Genomic DNA, 20133 nt, shown 5'->3' with positions numbered 1-20133 from the left:
GCCCTCTATGCATAGCAAAAGCTGCTGCATAGAGGACGCCTGTATCCGCGCGGTGCCACCTCTAGTTGAGATTAAAAATCTCCTCTTGTCGCTGGTCCAACAACCAGCTAGCCTTGTAACGGGGGCAACCGTCCTGTCTACTGGAATCGTTCAACAGGCTCTCAGCGGTCCATTCCCTAATCAGCTTACCGCGTCAGGCTCTCACCTTTCCTGACTCGCTTTGTCGGCAGTATTGACGGTACTTACTCCGCGTCGTTGATTTGTTTGATATGGCTTAACTTGGTCTTTACTTTACACGGCTCGGATTTCACTGTCAATCAAAAGTGCTCAAAACGGATGATCTTCCTGTTTCTCCTGTTCTTTCCGGACCGGACGGGGACGAATCGGTTCGACCCGCTCGACGTGGGTCCGTGTAATAATCCGGTTACCAAATGCCGCGTCAAGTAAAATCGTGATGGCCGCTGCCATGTGCAATAACATCCCGACGACCGGAATGACACCGACTGTCGACGCGACGATTCCGACGATGTTTCCTTTTGAGACATTGCCGGCCCGCGCCGTCAACACCACAACCACGATGTGAAACGCAAGCATCAACCATAAGGCGTTATAACCTGACCCGATAACAATCAATCCACCGAGAATCGGAATCCCGAGGATGGCCTCTAAACCACCTGACACCCACTTCAACGTCCGTAATGACTCCTGTCGATCATTCATGTCGTCGCCTCCTCTATTTTTCCATATATCTAGTATACGACAAAACACGGGAGAGGTTTCAGACTTCCTTTAGATTATGAACTTATTTTTTTACGTGGTTTCCTTCGCTACATGTCCCCTAATTGCTAACAAAAAAGTTTCCGTCGTCCGGGCGCGACTCCTGTGGGAAAAGGAAGGGCTTGTCCCTTCCGTCAGGAACAGGCAAGACCCGGTCGGCTGCAAGTCGATCGCGGCTTGCGTTCCGCCCGAGGAAAGCGCGCCCGAGGACGATAGGAAACGATACTCTATTTTTTAAAATCAGTAAGACCCAAACGCCTATGCCTTTTATAACGATTACATAAACAAGCCCACTCCCATGAACTTTCCATCAAACTGCTTATGCTCCTATCGTCCGGGCGCGACTCCTGCGGGAAAAGGAAGGGCTCGTCCCTTCCGTCAGGAACAAGCGAGACCCGGTCGGCTAAAAGCCGATCGCGGCTTGCGTTCCGCCCGAGGAAAGCGCGCCAGCGGACGATCGGAAACGATATTCTATTTTCTTAGAGAGTAGTAAGACCTAAGGTCTATGCTTGCTATACGATTTCACAAAAAAAGCCCACTCCCGTGGACTTTCGTTCAGACTTCTTATAATTCAAGCACGTGGAACTGATAACCGCGACCGACGACGAATCCGGCATCTTTATAGAGATCCAGTGCCCGTGCGTTATCCGTCTCGACATCGAGTTCAAGCTGCGTTCGACCTGTCCGGAACATCGCTTGGACCATCAGTTTCAACATCTTCTTCCCGTAGCCATTGCCCTGCGCTTCCGGACGAACGGCGAACGCATGGATGCTCGCTTGTGTCTCGGATGCTAAATATGCACGGACGACACCGACCGGCTGACCGTTCGCGACACCGACATACGTGACGCGATCCTCTGTCTCAATCGCTTGATAAATCGCTTCCGCCTCGTCCGCTGTATTTCCGAACGACTGTCCGAGCGTCTCGACGATGAACGGACGGTCCGATGCCGTCGCTTCGCGTAATTCGAAATCAGGGTCTGCTTTTAAGAACAATTGCGCTTTTTTCAGCACCATATTGTATTCCGTCATCCGGTACTCTGCCCCAAGCTTGCCCAAGACTGCTTTACCGGATTGACTTGCATCATCAATGACGAACGTAAAGGCTTCCGCACCCGCTTCGCGCGCTACGCCAGCCGCCGTTTCGACGAGCGATTTAAAAATCCCTTGCTGCCGGTAATCGGGATCAACGAAGACGTTGACTTCCCATTCTGTCGGTAGATACGCGAAGGATTGCAGGTAGCCAATCAATTTTGAGCCGTCATAGACAGCAAAATCATTCTCGCCGACATAATCTGCCGCCACCTTCAATTCAATTCCATCATGATCGTTGACACATTTCTCAAGTTGCAAGACATCTGTCGTTTGTAAGACTTTCGTTACTGTAAATTCCATCTCTCTTCACCTCAATCTTTACTATAGCGAACCACTAAAAGAAGCACTAGCAAAAGCTAATGCTTACTGCAGTTTAAATGTTTTCATCATCCGCGGAACGTGATATGTGATCAAGCGTTCGATTGTTTTGTTCCCGACTGCACCTTTAACGGCTTCCGTCGGTTGGACATAATAGTACGTTTTATTGTCCTTCGTCCCAAGATACGTGCCGTACCCGACTTGACGATCGAACTGTTTTTTCGACAGTTTCTTCGGTTCATAGTTCAAGTTGACGAGCAACTGATCTTTTCCCTTCACCTTATAATAGAGCGAAAACGTTCCACTTCGTGTCACGGTACCGTACTTCGTCTTGACCGTCTTGTTTTTGATCAGCTCGACTTTGTCTTGCGCGATCGCTTTCTTCAGCGTCTCTGTCGCCTTGACGGTATAACCAAGCTGTTTGTTTTGAACCATCCCTTTTTGATAAGAGACGTTCGTCGCACCAAAGGCCGTCACCGGAATCAGACATGCCCCGATTAATAGTCCTGTCATTGCGATTCGTTTCATGCTGATTCCTCCTTTATGTATGCGATAATAGTAAAATTCCCTTTCGTACAATAGGTAAACCTTATTCTCGAAAAAGATTTGACGGAATTGTCTAAATTTCTTACGATAAGAGTAACGAAACGAAATGGGGTTAAAAGGATGGCTGAACAAGAACAATTAACACAAGAACAGCTCGATAATCTGCTCAAGAACTCATTCGCGATGCAGGTACCAATCCTCGAGAAGTTCATGAAAGATACACATGACCGCTATGCACTCGCAACGACTTCTTTCAAACGGGATATGGACGCGATGAAAGAATCGGAATGGCATCAATTCTTCGCCGGCAAATTGTTACCGCACTTCTTCCTCGAGCATCTTGGATTCGGCGCTTCGTTCCGCTTCAACGGACACGATAAAGAAGTCGACCTCCCGGAAAACGTCGTCCCTGTCCGTAATGATGCAGATGACCAAATCGCGAAAGTCGTCCTCGGCGTCGAAAAAGCGATGAAAGACATGCACATCAAAAACCACAGCCTCGTCGCGAAATTTTACCAAGAGACACTCGAACTCGCTTGCCAAATGGGCAGCCGTGTCGGCATGAGTGATGAATTCTATACACTCGTCAAACCGAGTCTCGTCCACGAAAACGAATCAAAATAAGCACTGACAGCCCCGCTCCTCTCGACGAGGAACGGGGCTTTTTTACATTATAGACGAATAAAGAAACACGCTCCGCCTTGCGGACTCGTTCGGACGCCATAGACCAGTTCATGGCTGTCGAGAATCAAACGGCTAATCGCAAGCCCGAGCCCGTGCCCGGAACTGCCGTCTTGTTTGACGTACAAATCCCAAATCGTCGTCCGGTCGGACTCCGGGACGCCACGCCCCGCGTCCTCGACCGTCAATTCAGTCTCCGTCAGCCGAATGATGACCCGGCTATCAGGCGGAGCAGCCGCGTGGGCATTCATCAGGAAGTTGACGAGGACCCGTTCGAACATGTGCCTGTCAACACGACGCGTGACGGACACAGCTTCAGCGACAAGTGCCACTCCATCCTTCGCAAACGTCGCCTCCAACCGTCCGACCGTATCGAACACCAGGTCATCTAGTCGCGTCTCAATCCGTTCGAGCGGCATCATCCCTCCGGCAAGTTTCGAGTAGACCAGCGTCTCATCAATCAATAGGCCGAGGCGATCCGTCTCCTCGATGATGCTGTCCGTGACATCCGGTAGTTCGTCTAGCGGAATCACTCCTGCTGCGAGCGCCTCCGTTTCGTTGCGGATGATTGCGAGCGGCGTCCGCAAATCATGGGTGATACCGGCGATGAATGACTTTTGCAACGTTTCTTTTTGGAGGAGTTGTTCCTGCATCTCATCGACGGCAGCAATCAACTCACCGACTTCATCATTCGGTCGTTCGGGTAGCGGGACGCTTTTTTTCCCCGCTCCGATTTGCTGGGCGACGGACCGTAAGTTGACGATCGGCCGCGTGAACTGTCGTCCCATATAATAAGCAAGCCCTGTCGCAAGCAACAAGGTCACGAGGAGCGCGACACCAATCGCCAAGTAGACACCGTTCAACGCACTACTCGCGAGCGGTGCATTTCGAATCGTCGTGATGACCGTGTCCCCCTCTTTCAGCTGATAGGTCAACAAACGTTGATTCTGAACATCAATCACGTCTTGTTGCTGCAACTTCTCGAGCGCCGGTAAGTTGACCGGTTGCGGTCCTCGTCCACCGAGGCGTTGCGTTTGTCCGTCGATCGTGATGAAACCTTGAATGTCACGGGGAAGCGGTTGATTGCCGTCGATCGCTTCTTGAATGATATTTGCTTCACGTGCGAGTTGACTGTAGCGTTCGTCTTCCGCAAACCGATTGACGAGCACCGCCGTCAAGATAAAACTCAAGCTACCCATGACGAGGAGCGGTGCGACGACCGCCAGTAAAAACTTCCGCATCAATTTACTCATTCCATCGCCTCCAGTCGATATCCGACCCGGTGGACCGTCTTTAACTGTTGTTTGATCGTCGGTAACTTATCACGCAATTGTTTGACGTGCGTATCGACGGTCCGGGTATCGCCACCGAACGTATATCCCCAGACATCATCCAGGATTTGATCGCGACTGAGTGCTTCACCGACATGTTCGACGAAGTATGTCAACAGCTCAAACTCCATCTTCGCTAGACTAAGCGACTGCTCGCCGTTTTTGACGAGACGCGCTTTCGGATCCAACGTTAAGTCACCCAACCGGAAGGCGGTGTCTTTCGGACGCTGGTTCAGCGCCCGCTCGAGCCGGATCGTCAGTTCTTTCAAGACGACGGGTTTGACGAGGTAATCGTCTGCTCCGAGCTCAAGTCCGAATACACGGTCATCCGCTTCACCACGCGACGTCATCATGAAGACGACGGGCGGCATAGCGACCGCTTTAATCGACGGGACGAGCGACCAGCCGTCCCCATCCGGGAGTCGAACATCGACGAGGACCGCGTCAAACGTCGTTTTGCTTAAGGCGTCCTTCGCTTGTCCAATCGACATCGCGAGTGTCACTTCATATCCGTGGTGCCGTAAAAAACGTTCTGTCACGTGTGCTAACTTTACTTCATCTTCAATCAATAAAATATTCATCGTTATCCCTCCACATGCTTAGTGTACCGCCTTTTCCAGCCGATTTGCTTTTCTTGGCAATTTCTTTGCAACTTCCTCACAACTTCGTTTTCGATTCACGCTAACATACAAGGTGAAAGGAGTGATCAACCATGAAATTCAAAAAACAATGGATCACCGCACTTACAATCAGCGCATTAACAGTAGGAGGAGCTTCTGCTCTCGCTGCAACAAATGATAGCGATGCATCGAAAACGAAATCCGAGCGTCATCACTTCGAAGGTATGAAAAAAATGGACGTTACAATCCTCTTAGATAAACTCGGCATCACAGAAGACGAGGCACAAACAGCACGGGAAGCGAAGACATCGATCGCTGAGCTCGCAGAAGAAAAAGGTATCTCGTTCGCCGACTACAAAGCCGCTGAACTTGCAGCAACAAAAGAACAACTCGCTAGTCTTGTCGCGTCAGGTGATCTTACGAAAACACAATCCGCTGATATGTTAGAACGTCAAACGGAGCGCTTCAGCAAAGTCTCGAGCTATGACGAATTGAAAGAACAGCAGCCTAAAGGGCAACGTCACGGTAACAAGGGCGGTTTCTTTAATAAAGAACTCGTCGCAGATGTCCTTGCCGCACTTAACTTAAATCAAGAGGACTTCGATGCTGCAAACCAATCACTCGCCGCGTTCGCGAAAGCCCAATCAATCCAGTTCGCCGACTACAAAAAAGCGGTCATCGCCTCACAATCAGAACAACTTGACCAATTCGTCAAAGACGGTAAGATGACGGAAAAACAGGCGACGACGATTAAAGAACGGATGACGGAAGAGTTCTCAGACATGACGAGTTATGACGAGTTGCCGGATCGGGAAAAACAAGGACAAGGCAAACGTGACGGCGGAGCACGCGACGTCTTCGGTGACACGACTGCAACGGTCTTAGCGAGTCTCAAACTCGATGAAGCGCAATTCGAAGCTGCCGATCAAGCACTTCCTGAATTTGCGGAAGCGAACGATATCGCCTTCGACGACTTCGAGCAAGCAGTCCTCACCGCTCAAACGGCTGCAATTGATGCGAAACTAGCAGACGGTTCCATCACAGAAAAACAAGCGACGTCGATGAAGGAACGGATGCAAGAACGTGCGGATCAGGTCTCAAGTTATGACGACTTTAAGCAAGGACCACGCGATGGTGGACAAGGTGGACGTCACCACGGAATGAACGAAAAGAATACGGATCAATCAACGGACCCGAATGCAAGCGAGACATCTGTCGATCTCGCCATTTAATCCATTCAAAAAGAACAGGTGCTTCTGTACCTGTTCTTTTATTTGTTTTTTGATATTCCGATTCTCTTTTTTTGAAAAAACAGTCTATTTTTCGAACTTTAATTGCAATTGTCGCCACTTAGAACCGATACTAGAAATAGGATTACAGATTCTTGAATTACATTCTAGTGAGGAGATATAGCTATGACTTTTTTCGACGCTATGCAACGACTAAGTCGTTCATCGACATCCCCTCTATTCATTGGTGGATTAGAACTCTCACATCCCGATAGCGCAGAATTCTTTTTCCATCAAAACGCGGATGCGATTTTCTTTTTTAACCATCTTGGTGAAATCATATATTTCAATGAAAAATTGCCTGCAATGCTTGGGTATTCCACGGAAACACTGTATGAACACTTTGGAGTATTTAATCCCCCTGAACAAATTGATGCAGTCACAGCATTTTTTGAACGTGCTCTTACAGGAGAGACCGTTCACTACACCGCCCAAGGCCTCCATAACGATCATTATCGGCTGACCTTAAAGATTACGAACATGCCCATTCTTCAAGATAATCGAGTCATTGGTGTATACGGGATCGCACGTGATATCACTCGAGAAAAACAACTTGAAGAAGATGTTGTTCAAATTCGATCACAGCTCGAACTAACGGAACACATTCCAGAACTTGTTGTCTTCCATTACGATCCTTCTACAAGGAGCATCGAACATTCCGCCTCTTTGATGAATTACTTAGGCGTTTCATCTGACGAGTTGGGGACATTATCACGCGAACAGTTACATAACCTCATTCACCCGCGCGATTTTGACCCGCTTCTGTTTAATATGGAGCGACTCATTGATTGTGAAGTGGAGATGTTTGAACAAGAGGTTTCTGTCTTAAATGCCTCAAACGGATATCAATTATTACGCTTAAAAGCATTTCGCCGCCCGGAAAACAATGAACTAATTTCCGTTATCCTGTATGACTTATCGGAAGTCAACGAAGCGCGACGCCAATTAACGCTTGAACGGGAACAGACACGTGAAATTTACGAAGCGCTTGATGCAGCCATTTCGCAAATCGACCCTTCTACTGGCCGAGTCCTCTTCCACTCCCAGGGGTTTCTTCAAATTTTTGAAGAATTGCCAGAGGATTTGTGCTTAAGTCAAAAATGGCTATTCGAGCGAATAGACGAACGGGATCACCTGGCGATGAAACATTTTATCCAACAACTGCTTTCTGGAAAATCCGGAACGATTCAATATCGTCTCCGCTTTCCAGATGGACGACGGAAATGGATTGAAGATCAACAGTTACCTGTTTTCCACCTGGATGGGAACATTGCCTATTCAAACAGTATCATGCATGACATCACGCTTCAAAAAGAGTATGAGGAACGGCTGCAGCAACTCGCATTGATTGATGCAATCACCGAATTGCCGAACCGTCAATTATTAACGGACACCATTGAGGAATGGATGAAGAACGATCAATCTTTCTCCGTTCTTTCGGTTTCCTTCAACCGGATTTCTGAAATCAATAACGCGTTCGGCCATGCATCCGGTGATCAATGGTTACAAGCGACGAGTCGCATTCTGTCGATCACTAAACCGGAAGAAGTATTCCTTGGCCATCTTGGGGGAGATGAGTATGCCATGCTCGTACCCTCCAGTTACAGTGATGACATTACTTCCTGTGCGGAAAAACTGCTCGCACTCTCGGCAAATCCGATTTTGATTGAACCGTATGAATTGTTCGCCCGTATTTCTGCTGGGGTTAGTCGTTTCCCGGGAGACAGTCAGGATGCGATTGAACTGCTAAAACATTCCTACACTGCCTTACGCCGTTCACGACGGGAAGATCACAGTACGTTTCATCATTACGCTTCGAATCTTGACATCGATTACTACAGACGTTACCGACTCGAACAAGACTTACACTATGCCATTGAACGCAACGAGCTATTCCTTGAATACCAACCGAAAGTCGATAGCTGGACCGGAAAAATCATTGGACTTGAAGCTTTAATCCGTTGGCAACATCCAGAATGGGGACGGATTCCGCCAAATGACTTCATCCCCCTTGCTGAGGAAAGCTCACTTCATCTTGCAATTGGCGACTGGGTCATTGAGACCGCATGCCAAGCAATGAACTCTTGGGCACGGGCCGGTTCAAATCTTATTCCAATTTCAGTGAACGTCTCACCAAAACGTTTCTTGATTCCCGGTTTTGAACATCAGATTGAGCAGGCATTGCTAAAATACAATTTATCCCCTCATTTATTTGAACTCGAAATCACGGAAGCAGCACTTATTATGGAAGACCCGAACACGAACCGTATGCTCGAACACTTAAGTCACCTCGGTGTTCGAATTGCATTGGATGACTTTGGTAAAGGTTACTCATCGATGGTTTATTTACAGCGATATCCGATTGATGTCGTCAAGATTGACCGTCAGTTTGCAACGCACATTGCTGATGACGCAAAAGCACAGGCCATTGTTAAAAGCATTCTTTATATGGCGTCCGTCTTCAATCTTTCCGTCGTTGCAGAAGGTATTGAAACGATACGACAGCTGGAAACGTTCCGTGCCCTCAATTGTCCGAACATTCAAGGATATTTGTTCAGTCGTCCTGTTTCAACAGAAATCATGCAAAGTTATTTGTTACGGGAAATTTTGTATCCGATTGAAGCCTGCGCCCTGACAAGTGAAGGTACTCCCAGTTTTTCGATTGAAGGGAAAATTAAGATGTTGACGCACCATGAAATGGCGCTGGATTTCGATTATTCGGACATTCATGCGCATCAGACGGATACACGCCACCTCTATTTCACAACAGAAGTCCCGCTGCCTTTAAACACAGCGACCTTCGAAGTCCGTTTATCCGAAGGGTTACAACTTGTCAGCTGCACACTGACCGTCATCGGTTTCGAACATGGACAATATATCGGTGCCTATACGAACACTTCGGAAGCAGAACTCGTTTTACGGTTTTTCCAATCAATTCGACCGTTTATCTAATTATTCGCACTAAGGTTGCTCTCGCATGCCTTAGTGCTTTTTTGTTATAGTAAACACAGAAACACTTTTCAAAAAGGGGGAATTCGATGAGTGGTGCGATCCAAACGAAAGCTCACCGACGAACGACGAAATGGCAACTTATACGCCGCCTTTTGTTATTGACGATTGGTGCCATCGTCTTCGCAATCGGTTTGAAAGGATTCCTTGTTCCGAATAATATCATCGATGGTGGGATTGTCGGAATTTCCATCATTGGGTCAAAACTGACGGATACGACACTTGCATTATGGCTCTTCTTTTTAAATATCCCGTTCATCTTTTTTGGTTATAAACAGATTGGTAAGACCTTTGCCCTGTCTACGCTTTATGCAATTTTCATCATGGCGGTCGCGACGAAATTACTCGAAGGCATCGGACCGATGACGAACGTCGATCTCCTTGCGACCGTCTTCGGTGGTTTAATTCTCGGAATTGGCGTCGGTATCGTCATCCGGGCCAGTGGATCGCTCGACGGAACGGAGATTCTTGCTGTTTCCTTCAGTCGCTCGACCCCCTTTTCCGTCGGTGAAATTGTAATGTTCTTTAACGTCTTCATCCTCGGAGCAGCCGGATTCGTCTTCGGTTGGGACCGGGCGATGTACTCGCTGATTACGTATTTCATTGCCTTCAAGACAATTGATGTCGTCATTGACGGACTCGATCAATCAAAGAGTGTATGGATCATTTCTGAGAACTACGAAGAAATCGGCCTTGCCATCATGGACCGGCTCGGTCGGAGCATGACGTACTTACACGGAGAAGGATCCTTTTCCGGAGATGATAAGAAAGTCATTTTTTGTGTCATCAGCCGGCTCGAAGAAACGAAATTAAAAGAAATCGTCCGCGACTTCGACGAACAGGCCTTCATCGCCATCGGCAACATTCATGACGTCCACGGTGGCCGCTTCAAGAAAAAAGATATTCATTAATTCACAGTTGTTCGAGAAAGGGAGTCGCGCCGTTGTTGAAGAAACATCGCAAGAAAATCATCGGGGGATTGATCCTCGTCATCGTTCTTTTGTTGATTGCTCTCGTCGGAATTTCTGCTTATGTCGGTTCGTCCTTAACGAAACCGGAACGGGAAGCATTGACGACGAATCCTAAAAAAGCAGAAAAACTGGCTTATGAAGACGTCTCCTTCCGCTCGCTAAAAGATCGCACGCGGCTATCCGGCTGGTGGATTCCGAGTGAGGATGCGAAACTGACAATCGTCTTTGCTCACGGCTATGGGAAAAACCGGGAACAGACGGATGTCCCCATCTTCCCGCTCTTCAAAAAATTTCATGATGCCGGCTATAACGTCTTAACATTTGATTTCCGCGGGTCCGGGATCTCGGAAGGAAAACGTGTCACGGTCGGGGCAAAAGAACAAGATGACTTGCTGACAGCTGTCAGCTATGCCAAATCACGTGCTTCAGAGCCGGTTGTTCTTTATGGTATCTCAATGGGCGCTTCGACTGCCCTTGTCACGGCTCCAAAAGCAGATGTCGCCGGTGTCATCGCGGATAGTCCGTTCAGTGATTTAGAAAATTATTTAGAAACGAACCTCCCCGTCTGGAGCGGGTTGCCGAACTTCCCGTTCACACCCGTCATCCTGCAAGTGACGCCTCCACTGACAGGGCTGAACCCGGAACGTGTCAAACCGATTGAAGCGATTCGACGGATTGATCTTCCCATCCTGATGATTCATGGCAAGGACGATGATGCGATTCCGGTCACGGAAAGCATGCGCCTTCAAAAAGCGGCGCCACATTCTGAGCTTTATGTGACGGAAAACGGCGGACATGTCCAGTCTTATGCCCATGACCGCAAAGCCTATGAAGACAAGGTCCTATCTTATTTAGAAGACATCAAATGATTTCACATCAATAATCGCAGCAACTCTTTAATTAAGGAACAGTCGCTGTACCTTCAATCTCTTAATCCAGAAAAAAGAGTCAATCCAAGCTGATCTTGTATCAGTAGGTTAGACTCTTTTTTGTTTGGGACGACTTCACTAAAATGATTCGAAGTAGAGAAAAACACGGCGACTACGCTCAGACCTTAGACAAATGCTTATGAAGCGTGAACATGCTATAACGAGATGCGATCCGTTCGCACTTCCCTGTCTCGCCTCGTCTTCAAAGCGGCAATCGGTCACGCCGATACAGCAAAGCTGCAGGGTCGCGACCGATTGCTTTTCGCGGTTCTAAGCGATTCGAAACGGATTGCGCTCTAAACCGCCTGCATGCCTGGATTTCTGTCACGGTATTACCTAAAAAGCGTCACGTTTCGTTGACTCCTACGGGAAAAAGTGCGTTTTTAACGCACTTTCAGAGGCAGGCAAGACCCTGCTCGTTGTCCGTAAGGACCAAAGAGCAACGGCTTGCGCCTCGCCCGAGGAAAGCAACGAAAAAAGAGACGCTTTCTCTCCCGATTACACGTTGTCTACAGTCTGAGTACGTTTTTAACGCACTTTCAAAGTCAGACAAGACCCTGCTCGTTGTCCGTGGGGATTAAGGAACAACGAACAAGGAAGACGCCTTCTCTCCCGATTGCACGTTGTCCACACGTTTAAACCCAGCTACTACACTGTTCAGAAACCGCGGCAGAACATTAAAGTTCCGGACTCTTGCTAACGACAAAAAACACTTATCCACACGCCTCATCCTGCCAAGCGTCATGTGTAAGTGTTTCTCTTTTAGTCAGTTCATTATCGTTTTAAAACCGCACTTCCGACGATTTTCAAGACTTCTGGTCGACTGAGCTTCTCTTTTCCCCGAGCGAGCGCATCCAGCGTTCCATGTGCGAGGGCAAGTGGAATCTTACAAAACTCGTAGATCGTCGTCTCTTTCGGAATCGACGCGAGATACAAATCCGCTTCTGCCAAGTTATCCTGCGCGTACGTAAACATCGTCTCCGTCGTCCAACCGGGTGGGAAGTATCCGACACCGCGTTCTGCATCTTCTTGTTGGTTCCGTAAGATGTTAACTGCTTGGAGTCCCCGACCAAAACCAATCGCCTGTTGTTTATCCGTGACGATACCCGCTTTCCAGTACCAAATATCTGACAACATGACACCGACGAGTCCCGCAACATAATACGTGTACTCATCAAGATCCGCTTCCGTTTCGACCGTCCAATCACGTTCTGCCCAGACGGCCATCCCTTCTGCCATCTCTGCCGTCGATTCAAGAACTTTCGCTCGGATACCACTCGGGCAGTAGGCAATCCATTCTGAAAGACGAAGGGTCACTTCCGGCAACTGATTTGCATACGGCGCAATCAATGCTTGATAAGCAGCTCCCGAAAACGTTCCACGCATCTGGAGGGCCGTCTCCCGAAGGAGCGTCGTCTTGACGTCTGTCGGCAAGTCTTCATGGTCCTCAATCTCATCAATCGCACGCATGCACAGGTAGGCAGACCCGACTGCCTCTTGCAGTTCTTGCGATAGGCGACTGATTGGTATATAAAAGGTTCGGCTCGTCGCTTTTAGTACACGATTCGCATCTTTTTTCAGCTGCTTCGTCTCATTCATTGCTTACACTCCCTCTTTGTCTAAAAAGGTTTCTTTTCTCTACATTACTATACACGATTCGAAAGGAATGAGCATTTTTTTCGTAGAAACGAAAAAAACTTCTTTTGGTCGCGTGCGCACAAAAGAAGTTCACCTCATTATTCAGAACGCTGTTTTAACAACTGACTCATCAATCCGGTACTTCGAGATGCTTCCGCATTTTCATCTTGGATTGCAAGATAAATTTCTTTCCGATGGATGTCGATGTGACGCGGTGCCTCGATTCCGAGTTTGATTTGGTCCCCTTCGATTGCAAGAACCGTCAACTCGATATCATCCCCGATTTGAATCGCTTCCCCCGTTTTACGTTTTAAGACGAGCATCAGCGACCACCTACTTCCGTTAGACTACCAATCACATGCCGGTTTGAATACGTTTCATCAAGGATGACTTGTTTCGCTTGCCGACGTTTCGTCTCCATTACGAACGGTGCGCGTAAGTTCGTCGTCGACTCCTCGAACCGTTCACGTAACGTGACCGTCGTATAGACAGCGACTTGTGCCGTATCTTGGATACCGAGTTGTTCTTTCGCTGATTCTGGTAATTCAAAGACATACTCCGGATCAATCCAAAACGGATTCGTCACGACGAATGCGCATTCCGTTTGATCAATCGATTGGAAGGACCAGAACGGAATGCCTTCTCCGAACGGTAATAAGATAAAACGACGTGCCTCTGGAAAACCGGGTACTTCGGAAGCGAACGTGATGATTTCACTTTCCTCGATTTGAACCGTTCCAAAAAAATCTGTTTCGATATGCATGTGATTATCCTTCCCCATCGAATATGCCGCCGACTGGCCACATATCCAGTTGATTTTGTTCCCGTAGGTAAATTTCTGTCGTGCCTGGCGTGACGTTTAATTCCGGTCGATGTATCTCAACATCGATTTGCGGTTTTTGCGCCGTATAGTTGACACGCACCTCTGCCGGTGTGTAATTGATTTTGACCCGGTCGAGACTGCGTGGCGTAAAGCCGAGCGTCGTCACTTCTGCCGGTGGTGCTTGCCGGGATGTCGCGATGCGAGCAACGGCATCTCCCCGTTGCTCGATCCGCATCAACTGATCCCCTTCAGCTGCTGCCCGCCCGACTGCTTGTTGTCCCATTTGTCGTCCGTAATCAGCATAACGCTGAACGGATTCAAATGCCGGGATTCGTCCGATTTCAATCCATGCCTGGGATGAATCAATTTCGAGTCGTGCCGCGACCGTTTCGAGCGACAGCTCGCCTTTCGGTTGCTCGATTGACAAGGACGCTTGTTGTTGGTGTTGTTCAAGCGTCGCCCGTGTCGTATTGATACCGATTTTAGCAGACGTTTGACGCATTTCAAGATGCGGAAGGTTCATCTCCCGTCACCTCCTTAACGTAGGAAATCGAGTAGTGTCGGTTGAATGATTCGCGCACCGGCACTGAGTGCGGCCCGGTGAAGCGTCTCGTACGATTTGAGTTCCATGATGACTTTTTCCGCTTCGATGTCTTCGTTATCCGACATGACGGATTTCGCGATGATTTCTTGATCTTCAAGGCGTGACGCATTCAGTTCAAGACGATTGACGCGTGCTCCGAGATCCGCTCGTGTCTCGACCGTTTGATTCAGCATCGTGTCTAAATCCTTTAGCATCCCTGACAACTCGGCTCCATTGTTTGAGCTATCGACGGCTCCCGTGTCTGAGACACCACCAAGCGCATCATATAATTTTTTTAGTGTTGTAAACGTCTCTGCGCTAAACACGCTCGTCGGCGAGACATTGACCTGGACTTCGATTCCTGACGACACTTCATAGCGGATTACTTCGCTGTCTTTACCGCCCGGGTTTCCGTCCGTAAAGACCGTATCGACAGACTTACCAGGCGTCGCTAAATACTCTTTTAGACCTTCCATCGAAACGAACGGTTGATCCGTCTTCGTTCCGTTGAAGATGACTTTTTCATTGTATTTCGTGTTGGCGAGTGTCCCGATGTGTTCAATCAGCTGCCCGACCTCACTTTGAATTGCTTTTCGTTGTGTCGCGTCATACGTATCCGTTGCTGCTTGCGTCGTCAATTCACGAACACGACTCATCGCTGACGTCACTTCGTTCAGTGCCGAATCGGTTAAGTCCATCCAACCTGTCGCTTCGTTGACGTTCTTTTTGAACTGTTCGACTTCACGGACTTCTGTCCGGTAACGGATTCCTTGCATCGCGACGACGGGGTCTTCCGAGGGACGTTGGATTTTTTTACCGCTGATCAATTGCTCTTGTAATGTGCTTAATTTTTGGTAGCTTGACGATAAGTGTCCGATATTCGTTTTCGTCAGCATCGTTTGCGTTACTCTCATTTAGTCATCACCGTCCTACGATTCCCATACCGTTGATGATCTTATCGAGCATCTCATCAACCGTCGTGATATTACGCGCTGCCGCGTTGTAAGCATGTTGGTACTGAATCATCATCGTCATCTCTTCATCGATTGAGACAGCCGAGACTGACATACGGCGCTGTTCCGCGCTTTCCATCAAGACGGCCGAGCTTTGCCCGAGTCGCGCGACTTGGTCGGTCGCGACCGCCATGTCACCGATGACGTTTTGATAAAAGGAACCGATTGTCGTTGTCGTATCCGACTGGTCGAAACGAATGCTTGCCGTCTTCATGTTGGCGAGCTTCAAGGCACCGGCGCTGTCCCCGATGTTTCCATCCGTCGACGTCGCGATGTTATCGAGACTCCTCTTGATTTCGCTTCCTAGTGCGATCGTCTTCGCTGTGATCGGACCGTTGGATGAACCGAAAAATTCGTTTGTCCCATTCGTCCCGTCTTTTTTAAGATTCCCTGCGTGGGCTGTGTTGAAGGCTTCGGCAAATGTTGCTGCCATCTCATCGAGGTGCCCTTGCATGTTGACGTATTCGCCCGTTGCTTGACCATTCTCGACATGACCATACATCTCAATCAGACCGATTAGCCGTCCTGATGAGAAGCCGCCTGCTGTGTCAAATGAAATCGTTTGTGAATCTGTTTTAAACCCTGTATAGAGTCCGTTCGCATCGGTCGTGAACGTGAGTGTCCCGGCCTTCGGTAAATCCGAGTCGACTGCAAGCAACTTATCGCCGTTCGGTAGTTTAATCCGGACATCGATTCGTCCTTCTGCCGTTTTGACGGTATTTCCGAGCTGCCCTTGCTGGATCGCATCGCTGTCGACGGAGACTTTTTCAAAGTCGACATATTCAGCGAGCTCATCAAAGTAACGGTCCCGCTCATCGTATAGCGCATTCGGTAAGACGCCGAGCGGCTCAACCGTATGGATTTCCGCATTGATATTGTGAATTTTTTTGAACAAATCGTTGACTTTTTTCGTCGAGACGTCGATTTCGCTTTTCAGGTCGCCTTGCACTTGATTAAGCGCCTTCGCCATGTAGTTGAACGTTTGCGTCAAGGTTTCTGCTTTTTGACGGACGACACTGCGCGCCCCGGAATCTTGCGGATTCGTCGACAGTGTTTGAAGCGACTCCCAAAATCCATCAAAAGCTTTTGATAGACCGGTATCCGACGGTTCATTGATGATGTCTTCCATTCGGCCGAATGCCGCTTCTTTCGTACCATAGTACGATGTCTTCGTCGCTTCGTCGCGATACTGTTTATCGAGCATCACGTCACGCACCCGTTCAAGCAATTCCCCTTTGACCCCTGTGCCGATTTGCCCCATCTTGCCCGTTCCGATCGACATCGAGAGTTGCTCTGTCGTCGCCATGATTAAGCGCTGACGTGAAAAACCAGCCGTTCCGGCGTTCGCAATATTGTTTCCTGTGGATTGGAGCGCCCATTGGTTCGTCGTCAGTGCCCGACGTCCTGTCTCAAGCCCCATAAAAGTTGATGCCATTCGTCTACCTCCTTAAGCATTCCGGTTGAAGTGTGTGCGGTCGAGTGCGGACTGACCATATGTAAAATCATCGGCTTCCGGGATCAGCAATTGTAAGTGCCAATCGAGATAATGAAGCGATTGTTCGAGTAATTCAGCGTTCAGGTCGTTCAGTCGTTTGAGTTGACCGATCGTCTGTAACAAGCGGCGTAATGAAGCGACATCCTCCGGGTGATCTTGTAACCACTCGGTCATCGTCACCTGTCCCATCCGTTCAAGCCGTTGTTGTTCGAGCTGTTCAATCCGTTTCAGATGTACCGGTTCTTCTTTGACGATTTGTGAGAGTCGCTTCATATCATTTTGAATCAAAATTGTCTTTTTTTCTTTTGCAAGATCCAATAAAGCATCGTGCTCACTTACGAGTTGTTCAAGGATTTCCATCCGATTGCCTCCTCACAGTTTGCTCTTCATATAAAAAGCGACCCGCGCATCCGTGCCCCGAGTCGCCTCTACTGTCATAGTTGTCCCTCTTACAAGTTCAAAAAACGCTCCGCGATTTTTTTCGCGTCTGGTTTATAGGTTCCATCCTGAATGGCTTGACGAAGGGATTCGATTTTTTCGGTCCGTGATGTTGGTGTCTCATTGAAACGCGCACGCGCTTCACTCGAGATTGTCACTTCATCCGGCCGATTCGTACGTTTTGCTTCTGTTCCTTCTACTGCTTGATTTCTTTCGTACGCTTTAGGCATATTCACCCATTTCGTAGAATCAATTCGCATGTGAACACCTGCTTTCTAGATTACAAGATTCTTAATTCATGTTCGATACGTTCTCGGTTTCGAAGGGGCAGAAGAATCTAGCATCGCTTGGGCGAGGTCGCGTCGTAATTTCTCACGACAATCGGCACAAATCGTACCGTCACGGGAAGGTTTCCCGCAACTCTCACACGTGATTTCCATCTGTGTGATTTCTGACATCAGTAAACGCCCATCCCTAATGTACCGGAGGACTGTTTCTCGTTTGACCCCGACCGCTTGCTCAACATCAATAGGTGAGGTTCGGATTTTCCGCCGTTCTCGCAGGAACTCACGCACCTTCTCAAAATCAGTATGATCTTTCCTAATGCAATCGATGCACAGGTCAGAAGATTGACGAACAAATAATTTCCCGCAAGATTTGCAGTTTAACACATCCATTTCCTTCACCTCATTATGAATATCGGCAGAAATGAAGAATTCTTAAACACTTCGAAATAAAGTTACGGCAGAAATTTCTTTTGCACCTGCTTCACGTAGTCGCAAAGCCGCTTGATGCAAGGTCGTTCCCGTCGTATACACATCATCGACGAGTAAAATCGTTTTCCCCTCGACGGAAGTGATCACTTCATACGGATTGGTCCGAGACAGGCGCTCTCGCCTCGCCTTGCGACTTTGCGCTGGACCATCTGAACGTGCCAAACACAATGTGACCTTTCCACGCATCATCCGGGCGATGCCTTCCGCCTGATTGAAACGCCGTTCGCTCAGTCGCTCTCGACTGAGCGGAATCGGCACAATGAAATCCTGTTTCACTTTTACCTTCTTCAGCTCTTCTTTAAACACGTCCAACAGCGCCGTATCCCCTAAAAACTTATAGCGCTTCAAAAAATCCTTTGCGGTTGCCTCATATAAAAATAATGGGTCCGTCTTCAAATCATAACCGAGTCGCCGCCACTGCTGACAATCGCTGCAAAGGGTGAGACCCGGTTTTCCACAATCCGTGCATTCCCCTCTTTTTACAAACTTTATTTTACAGGTTCGACATACCGTTTGCCTAGTCCATACGTTCGACAATGACCAGCTCGGTAAAAAAAATTGTTGGCAAAGCAGACAATTCATCGGAAACCCTCCCGGTTCGCACGCTGAATATCAGCGATTGCTTCGTATAACGCATTCGATCGATCATTTGCGAAAAAGATGACGTCCCCACTCGGGAAATCGACATCTCGCCCGACACGTCCACTGATTTGAATCAATGCCGCTGCCGTAAACGACACGTCTGCATCGACGACCGCGACTTGGACGTTCGAAAAGGTGACGCCACGTTCTAAAATCGTTGTCGTCAATAAAATCGTTGCCGTCGTCCGAAAGCGTTCGACCTTAACGATCCGGCCAGGATCTGCCGCGTGGACCGTTTCAGCCGTTAATCCCGCTTGTTCGAGTCGCTCCTGCCATAACGCGAGTACGGCAACGGTCGGCACAAAGACGAGTCGTGGTTTGTCTGCGTGACTGTGAAGCCATTCAATCAAATGGGCTGGTGTATAGGAAAAGTGGAGTTGCGGAACGGGTAACGGGAAGCCGTGATACCGCCGCATCAGGCGGACGGTCGGCAGGCGTTTGTTCCTAAAGGAAGGGGTTGCACTGAGAAGGATGAGTGATGCCGCGCGGCACATCACCCGTTTGACGTAGCGATGTAGCGTCCGGTCCGTACTGTAAGGAAAGGCATCGACTTCATCGATGAAGACGACGTCAAAGCAAGCACGGTAATGGATCAATTGATGGGTCGTACTGATCGTGATATCTCCAAGCTGAAGACGTTCCTCCGAGCCGCCGAACAACGAGACGATCCGCGCGTCCAAAAAAGCACGTTTGACGTGTAACGTTAATTCTCGGACGACATCCGCCCGTGGCGTCGTGATGAGGACACGTTTCTTCAGACGCAGTGCCGTCTCGATGCCGGGAAACAGCATTGGTGTTTTTCCGGCACCGCAGACAGCGTGGACGAGCAAACGTCCTTGTTGCTCAATCGTTCGTTCAATCGCCGTCGCAATCCGTTGTTGGTCGGGTGTTAATGCGAGCGGCTCGTGCCGACTCGGCAGGACGGAGTCAAGCGGACGGGCATCCGTGACGAGCGTATCACACGTTCTTAATTTACCGAAGATGAGGCAGTGCCGACAATAGTAACAGCGTTTCCCGCATGTACATGGTCCGCGTGTCGGCAGTCCCCCGCATCGTTGACACCGCCATGTCACAGCAGGGTACCGACGTTCATTCGAACCAAGCGAAACCTTTACTTGATCGCTCGGAATCAGGCGTCCTCGAATATCCATGACTCACT

The 20133-nt window shown here is 48.7% G+C and carries 21 protein-coding genes and 1 other annotated feature; of the genes, 5 read left to right on the top strand and 16 right to left on the bottom strand.

The genetic code is table 11. From position 1 onward, the window contains the following. Positions 1-28: 28 nt before the first annotated feature. Positions 29-265: a binding site (T-box leader), on the bottom strand. Between the two features lie 62 nt (positions 266-327). The 3 genes from KNP99_RS05115 to KNP99_RS05105 form a co-directional block, all read right to left on the bottom strand. Next, positions 328-720 carry a hypothetical protein gene (locus KNP99_RS05115; protein WP_088837779.1) on the bottom strand — a complete coding sequence of 131 codons (393 nt, stop codon included), beginning with the start codon at positions 718-720 and terminating at the stop codon, positions 328-330. Between the two features lie 621 nt (positions 721-1341). Next, on the bottom strand, positions 1342-2172 hold the full coding sequence (locus KNP99_RS05110; RefSeq protein WP_215193062.1) for a GNAT family N-acetyltransferase: 831 nt from the start codon (positions 2170-2172) through the stop codon (positions 1342-1344). A gap of 63 nt (positions 2173-2235) precedes the next feature. Then, positions 2236-2718: a hypothetical protein gene (locus tag KNP99_RS05105; protein ID WP_214768847.1), complete on the bottom strand. Its 483-nt coding sequence runs from the start codon at positions 2716-2718 to the stop codon at positions 2236-2238. A gap of 138 nt (positions 2719-2856) precedes the next feature. Between KNP99_RS05105 and KNP99_RS05100 the strand changes: the two genes are divergently transcribed. After that, entirely contained in the window at positions 2857-3360 is a 504-nt protein-coding gene (locus tag KNP99_RS05100) for a hypothetical protein (RefSeq protein WP_029331436.1), read from the top strand. Positions 3361-3407: 47 nt separating this feature from the next. Here KNP99_RS05100 and KNP99_RS05095 read toward each other — a convergent pair whose 3' ends face one another. Together KNP99_RS05095 and KNP99_RS05090 are read right to left on the bottom strand one after the other, a co-directional pair. Beyond that, a complete protein-coding gene (locus tag KNP99_RS05095) occupies positions 3408-4670 on the bottom strand; it encodes a HAMP domain-containing sensor histidine kinase (protein WP_214768848.1) in 1263 nt (420 codons plus the stop codon). Beyond that, a complete protein-coding gene (locus tag KNP99_RS05090) occupies positions 4667-5329 on the bottom strand; it encodes a response regulator transcription factor (protein ID WP_215193061.1) in 663 nt (220 codons plus the stop codon). The genes KNP99_RS05095 and KNP99_RS05090 overlap by 4 nt, the downstream gene beginning before the upstream one ends. A gap of 131 nt (positions 5330-5460) precedes the next feature. Between KNP99_RS05090 and KNP99_RS05085 the strand changes: the two genes are divergently transcribed. The 4 genes from KNP99_RS05085 to KNP99_RS05070 all read left to right on the top strand — a co-directional run bounded on the left by KNP99_RS05085 (position 5461) and on the right by KNP99_RS05070 (position 11506). Further along, complete coding sequence (locus KNP99_RS05085) at positions 5461-6600, top strand: hypothetical protein (protein ID WP_215193060.1); 1140 nt, start codon at positions 5461-5463, stop codon at positions 6598-6600. 183 nt (positions 6601-6783) lie between these two features. Further along, complete coding sequence (locus tag KNP99_RS05080; protein ID WP_215115581.1) at positions 6784-9609, top strand: sensor domain-containing protein; 2826 nt, start codon at positions 6784-6786, stop codon at positions 9607-9609. Positions 9610-9695: 86 nt separating this feature from the next. After that, positions 9696-10577, top strand: a complete 882-nt coding sequence (locus tag KNP99_RS05075) for a YitT family protein (RefSeq protein WP_088837786.1) — start codon at positions 9696-9698, stop codon at positions 10575-10577. Positions 10578-10609: 32 nt separating this feature from the next. Then, positions 10610-11506: an alpha/beta hydrolase gene (locus tag KNP99_RS05070; protein WP_088837787.1), complete on the top strand. Its 897-nt coding sequence runs from the start codon at positions 10610-10612 to the stop codon at positions 11504-11506. Between the two features lie 834 nt (positions 11507-12340). Here KNP99_RS05070 and KNP99_RS05065 read toward each other — a convergent pair. The 11 genes from KNP99_RS05065 to KNP99_RS05015 form a co-directional block, all read right to left on the bottom strand. Next, positions 12341-13165 carry a squalene/phytoene synthase family protein gene (locus KNP99_RS05065; protein ID WP_214807181.1) on the bottom strand — a complete coding sequence of 275 codons (825 nt, stop codon included), beginning with the start codon at positions 13163-13165 and terminating at the stop codon, positions 12341-12343. 137 nt (positions 13166-13302) lie between these two features. Further along, complete coding sequence (gene csrA, locus KNP99_RS05060; RefSeq protein ID WP_214807180.1) at positions 13303-13527, bottom strand: carbon storage regulator CsrA; 225 nt, start codon at positions 13525-13527, stop codon at positions 13303-13305. Further along, the gene (gene fliW, locus KNP99_RS05055) at positions 13527-13967 is read right to left on the bottom strand and encodes a flagellar assembly protein FliW (RefSeq protein WP_239456754.1); all 441 of its coding nucleotides are present in this window, start codon (positions 13965-13967) and stop codon (positions 13527-13529) included. Before fliW ends, csrA begins: the two co-directional genes overlap by 1 nt. Positions 13968-13971: 4 nt before the next feature. Further along, a complete protein-coding gene (locus KNP99_RS05050; RefSeq protein ID WP_088837790.1) occupies positions 13972-14550 on the bottom strand; it encodes a DUF6470 family protein in 579 nt (192 codons plus the stop codon). 14 nt (positions 14551-14564) lie between these two features. Continuing rightward, positions 14565-15524: a flagellar hook-associated protein FlgL gene (flgL, locus tag KNP99_RS05045; protein ID WP_214768854.1), complete on the bottom strand. Its 960-nt coding sequence runs from the start codon at positions 15522-15524 to the stop codon at positions 14565-14567. Between the two features lie 7 nt (positions 15525-15531). Next, positions 15532-17058: a flagellar hook-associated protein FlgK gene (gene flgK / locus KNP99_RS05040; RefSeq protein WP_214768855.1), complete on the bottom strand. Its 1527-nt coding sequence runs from the start codon at positions 17056-17058 to the stop codon at positions 15532-15534. A gap of 12 nt (positions 17059-17070) precedes the next feature. Next, entirely contained in the window at positions 17071-17478 is a 408-nt protein-coding gene (locus KNP99_RS05035) for a flagellar protein FlgN (protein ID WP_088837792.1), read from the bottom strand. Between the two features lie 89 nt (positions 17479-17567). Further along, positions 17568-17816 carry a flagellar biosynthesis anti-sigma factor FlgM gene (gene flgM, locus KNP99_RS05030; protein WP_088837793.1) on the bottom strand — a complete coding sequence of 83 codons (249 nt, stop codon included), beginning with the start codon at positions 17814-17816 and terminating at the stop codon, positions 17568-17570. Between the two features lie 36 nt (positions 17817-17852). Beyond that, on the bottom strand, positions 17853-18014 hold the full coding sequence (locus tag KNP99_RS05025; protein WP_159173375.1) for a hypothetical protein: 162 nt from the start codon (positions 18012-18014) through the stop codon (positions 17853-17855). 261 nt (positions 18015-18275) lie between these two features. Further along, the gene (locus KNP99_RS15305; protein ID WP_353048579.1) at positions 18276-18638 is read right to left on the bottom strand and encodes a ComF family protein; all 363 of its coding nucleotides are present in this window, start codon (positions 18636-18638) and stop codon (positions 18276-18278) included. 272 nt (positions 18639-18910) lie between these two features. Beyond that, positions 18911-20125: a helicase-related protein gene (locus tag KNP99_RS05015; RefSeq protein WP_215193059.1), complete on the bottom strand. Its 1215-nt coding sequence runs from the start codon at positions 20123-20125 to the stop codon at positions 18911-18913. Between the last annotated feature and the right edge of the window lie 8 nt (positions 20126-20133).

Source organism: Exiguobacterium sp. s95 (genome assembly GCF_018618655.1).
GTDB classification, from domain to species: domain Bacteria; phylum Bacillota; class Bacilli; order Exiguobacteriales; family Exiguobacteriaceae; genus Exiguobacterium_A; species Exiguobacterium_A oxidotolerans.
Note: the sequence above shows the minus strand (reverse complement) of the source record. Positions and strands in the feature narration are given on the sequence as shown.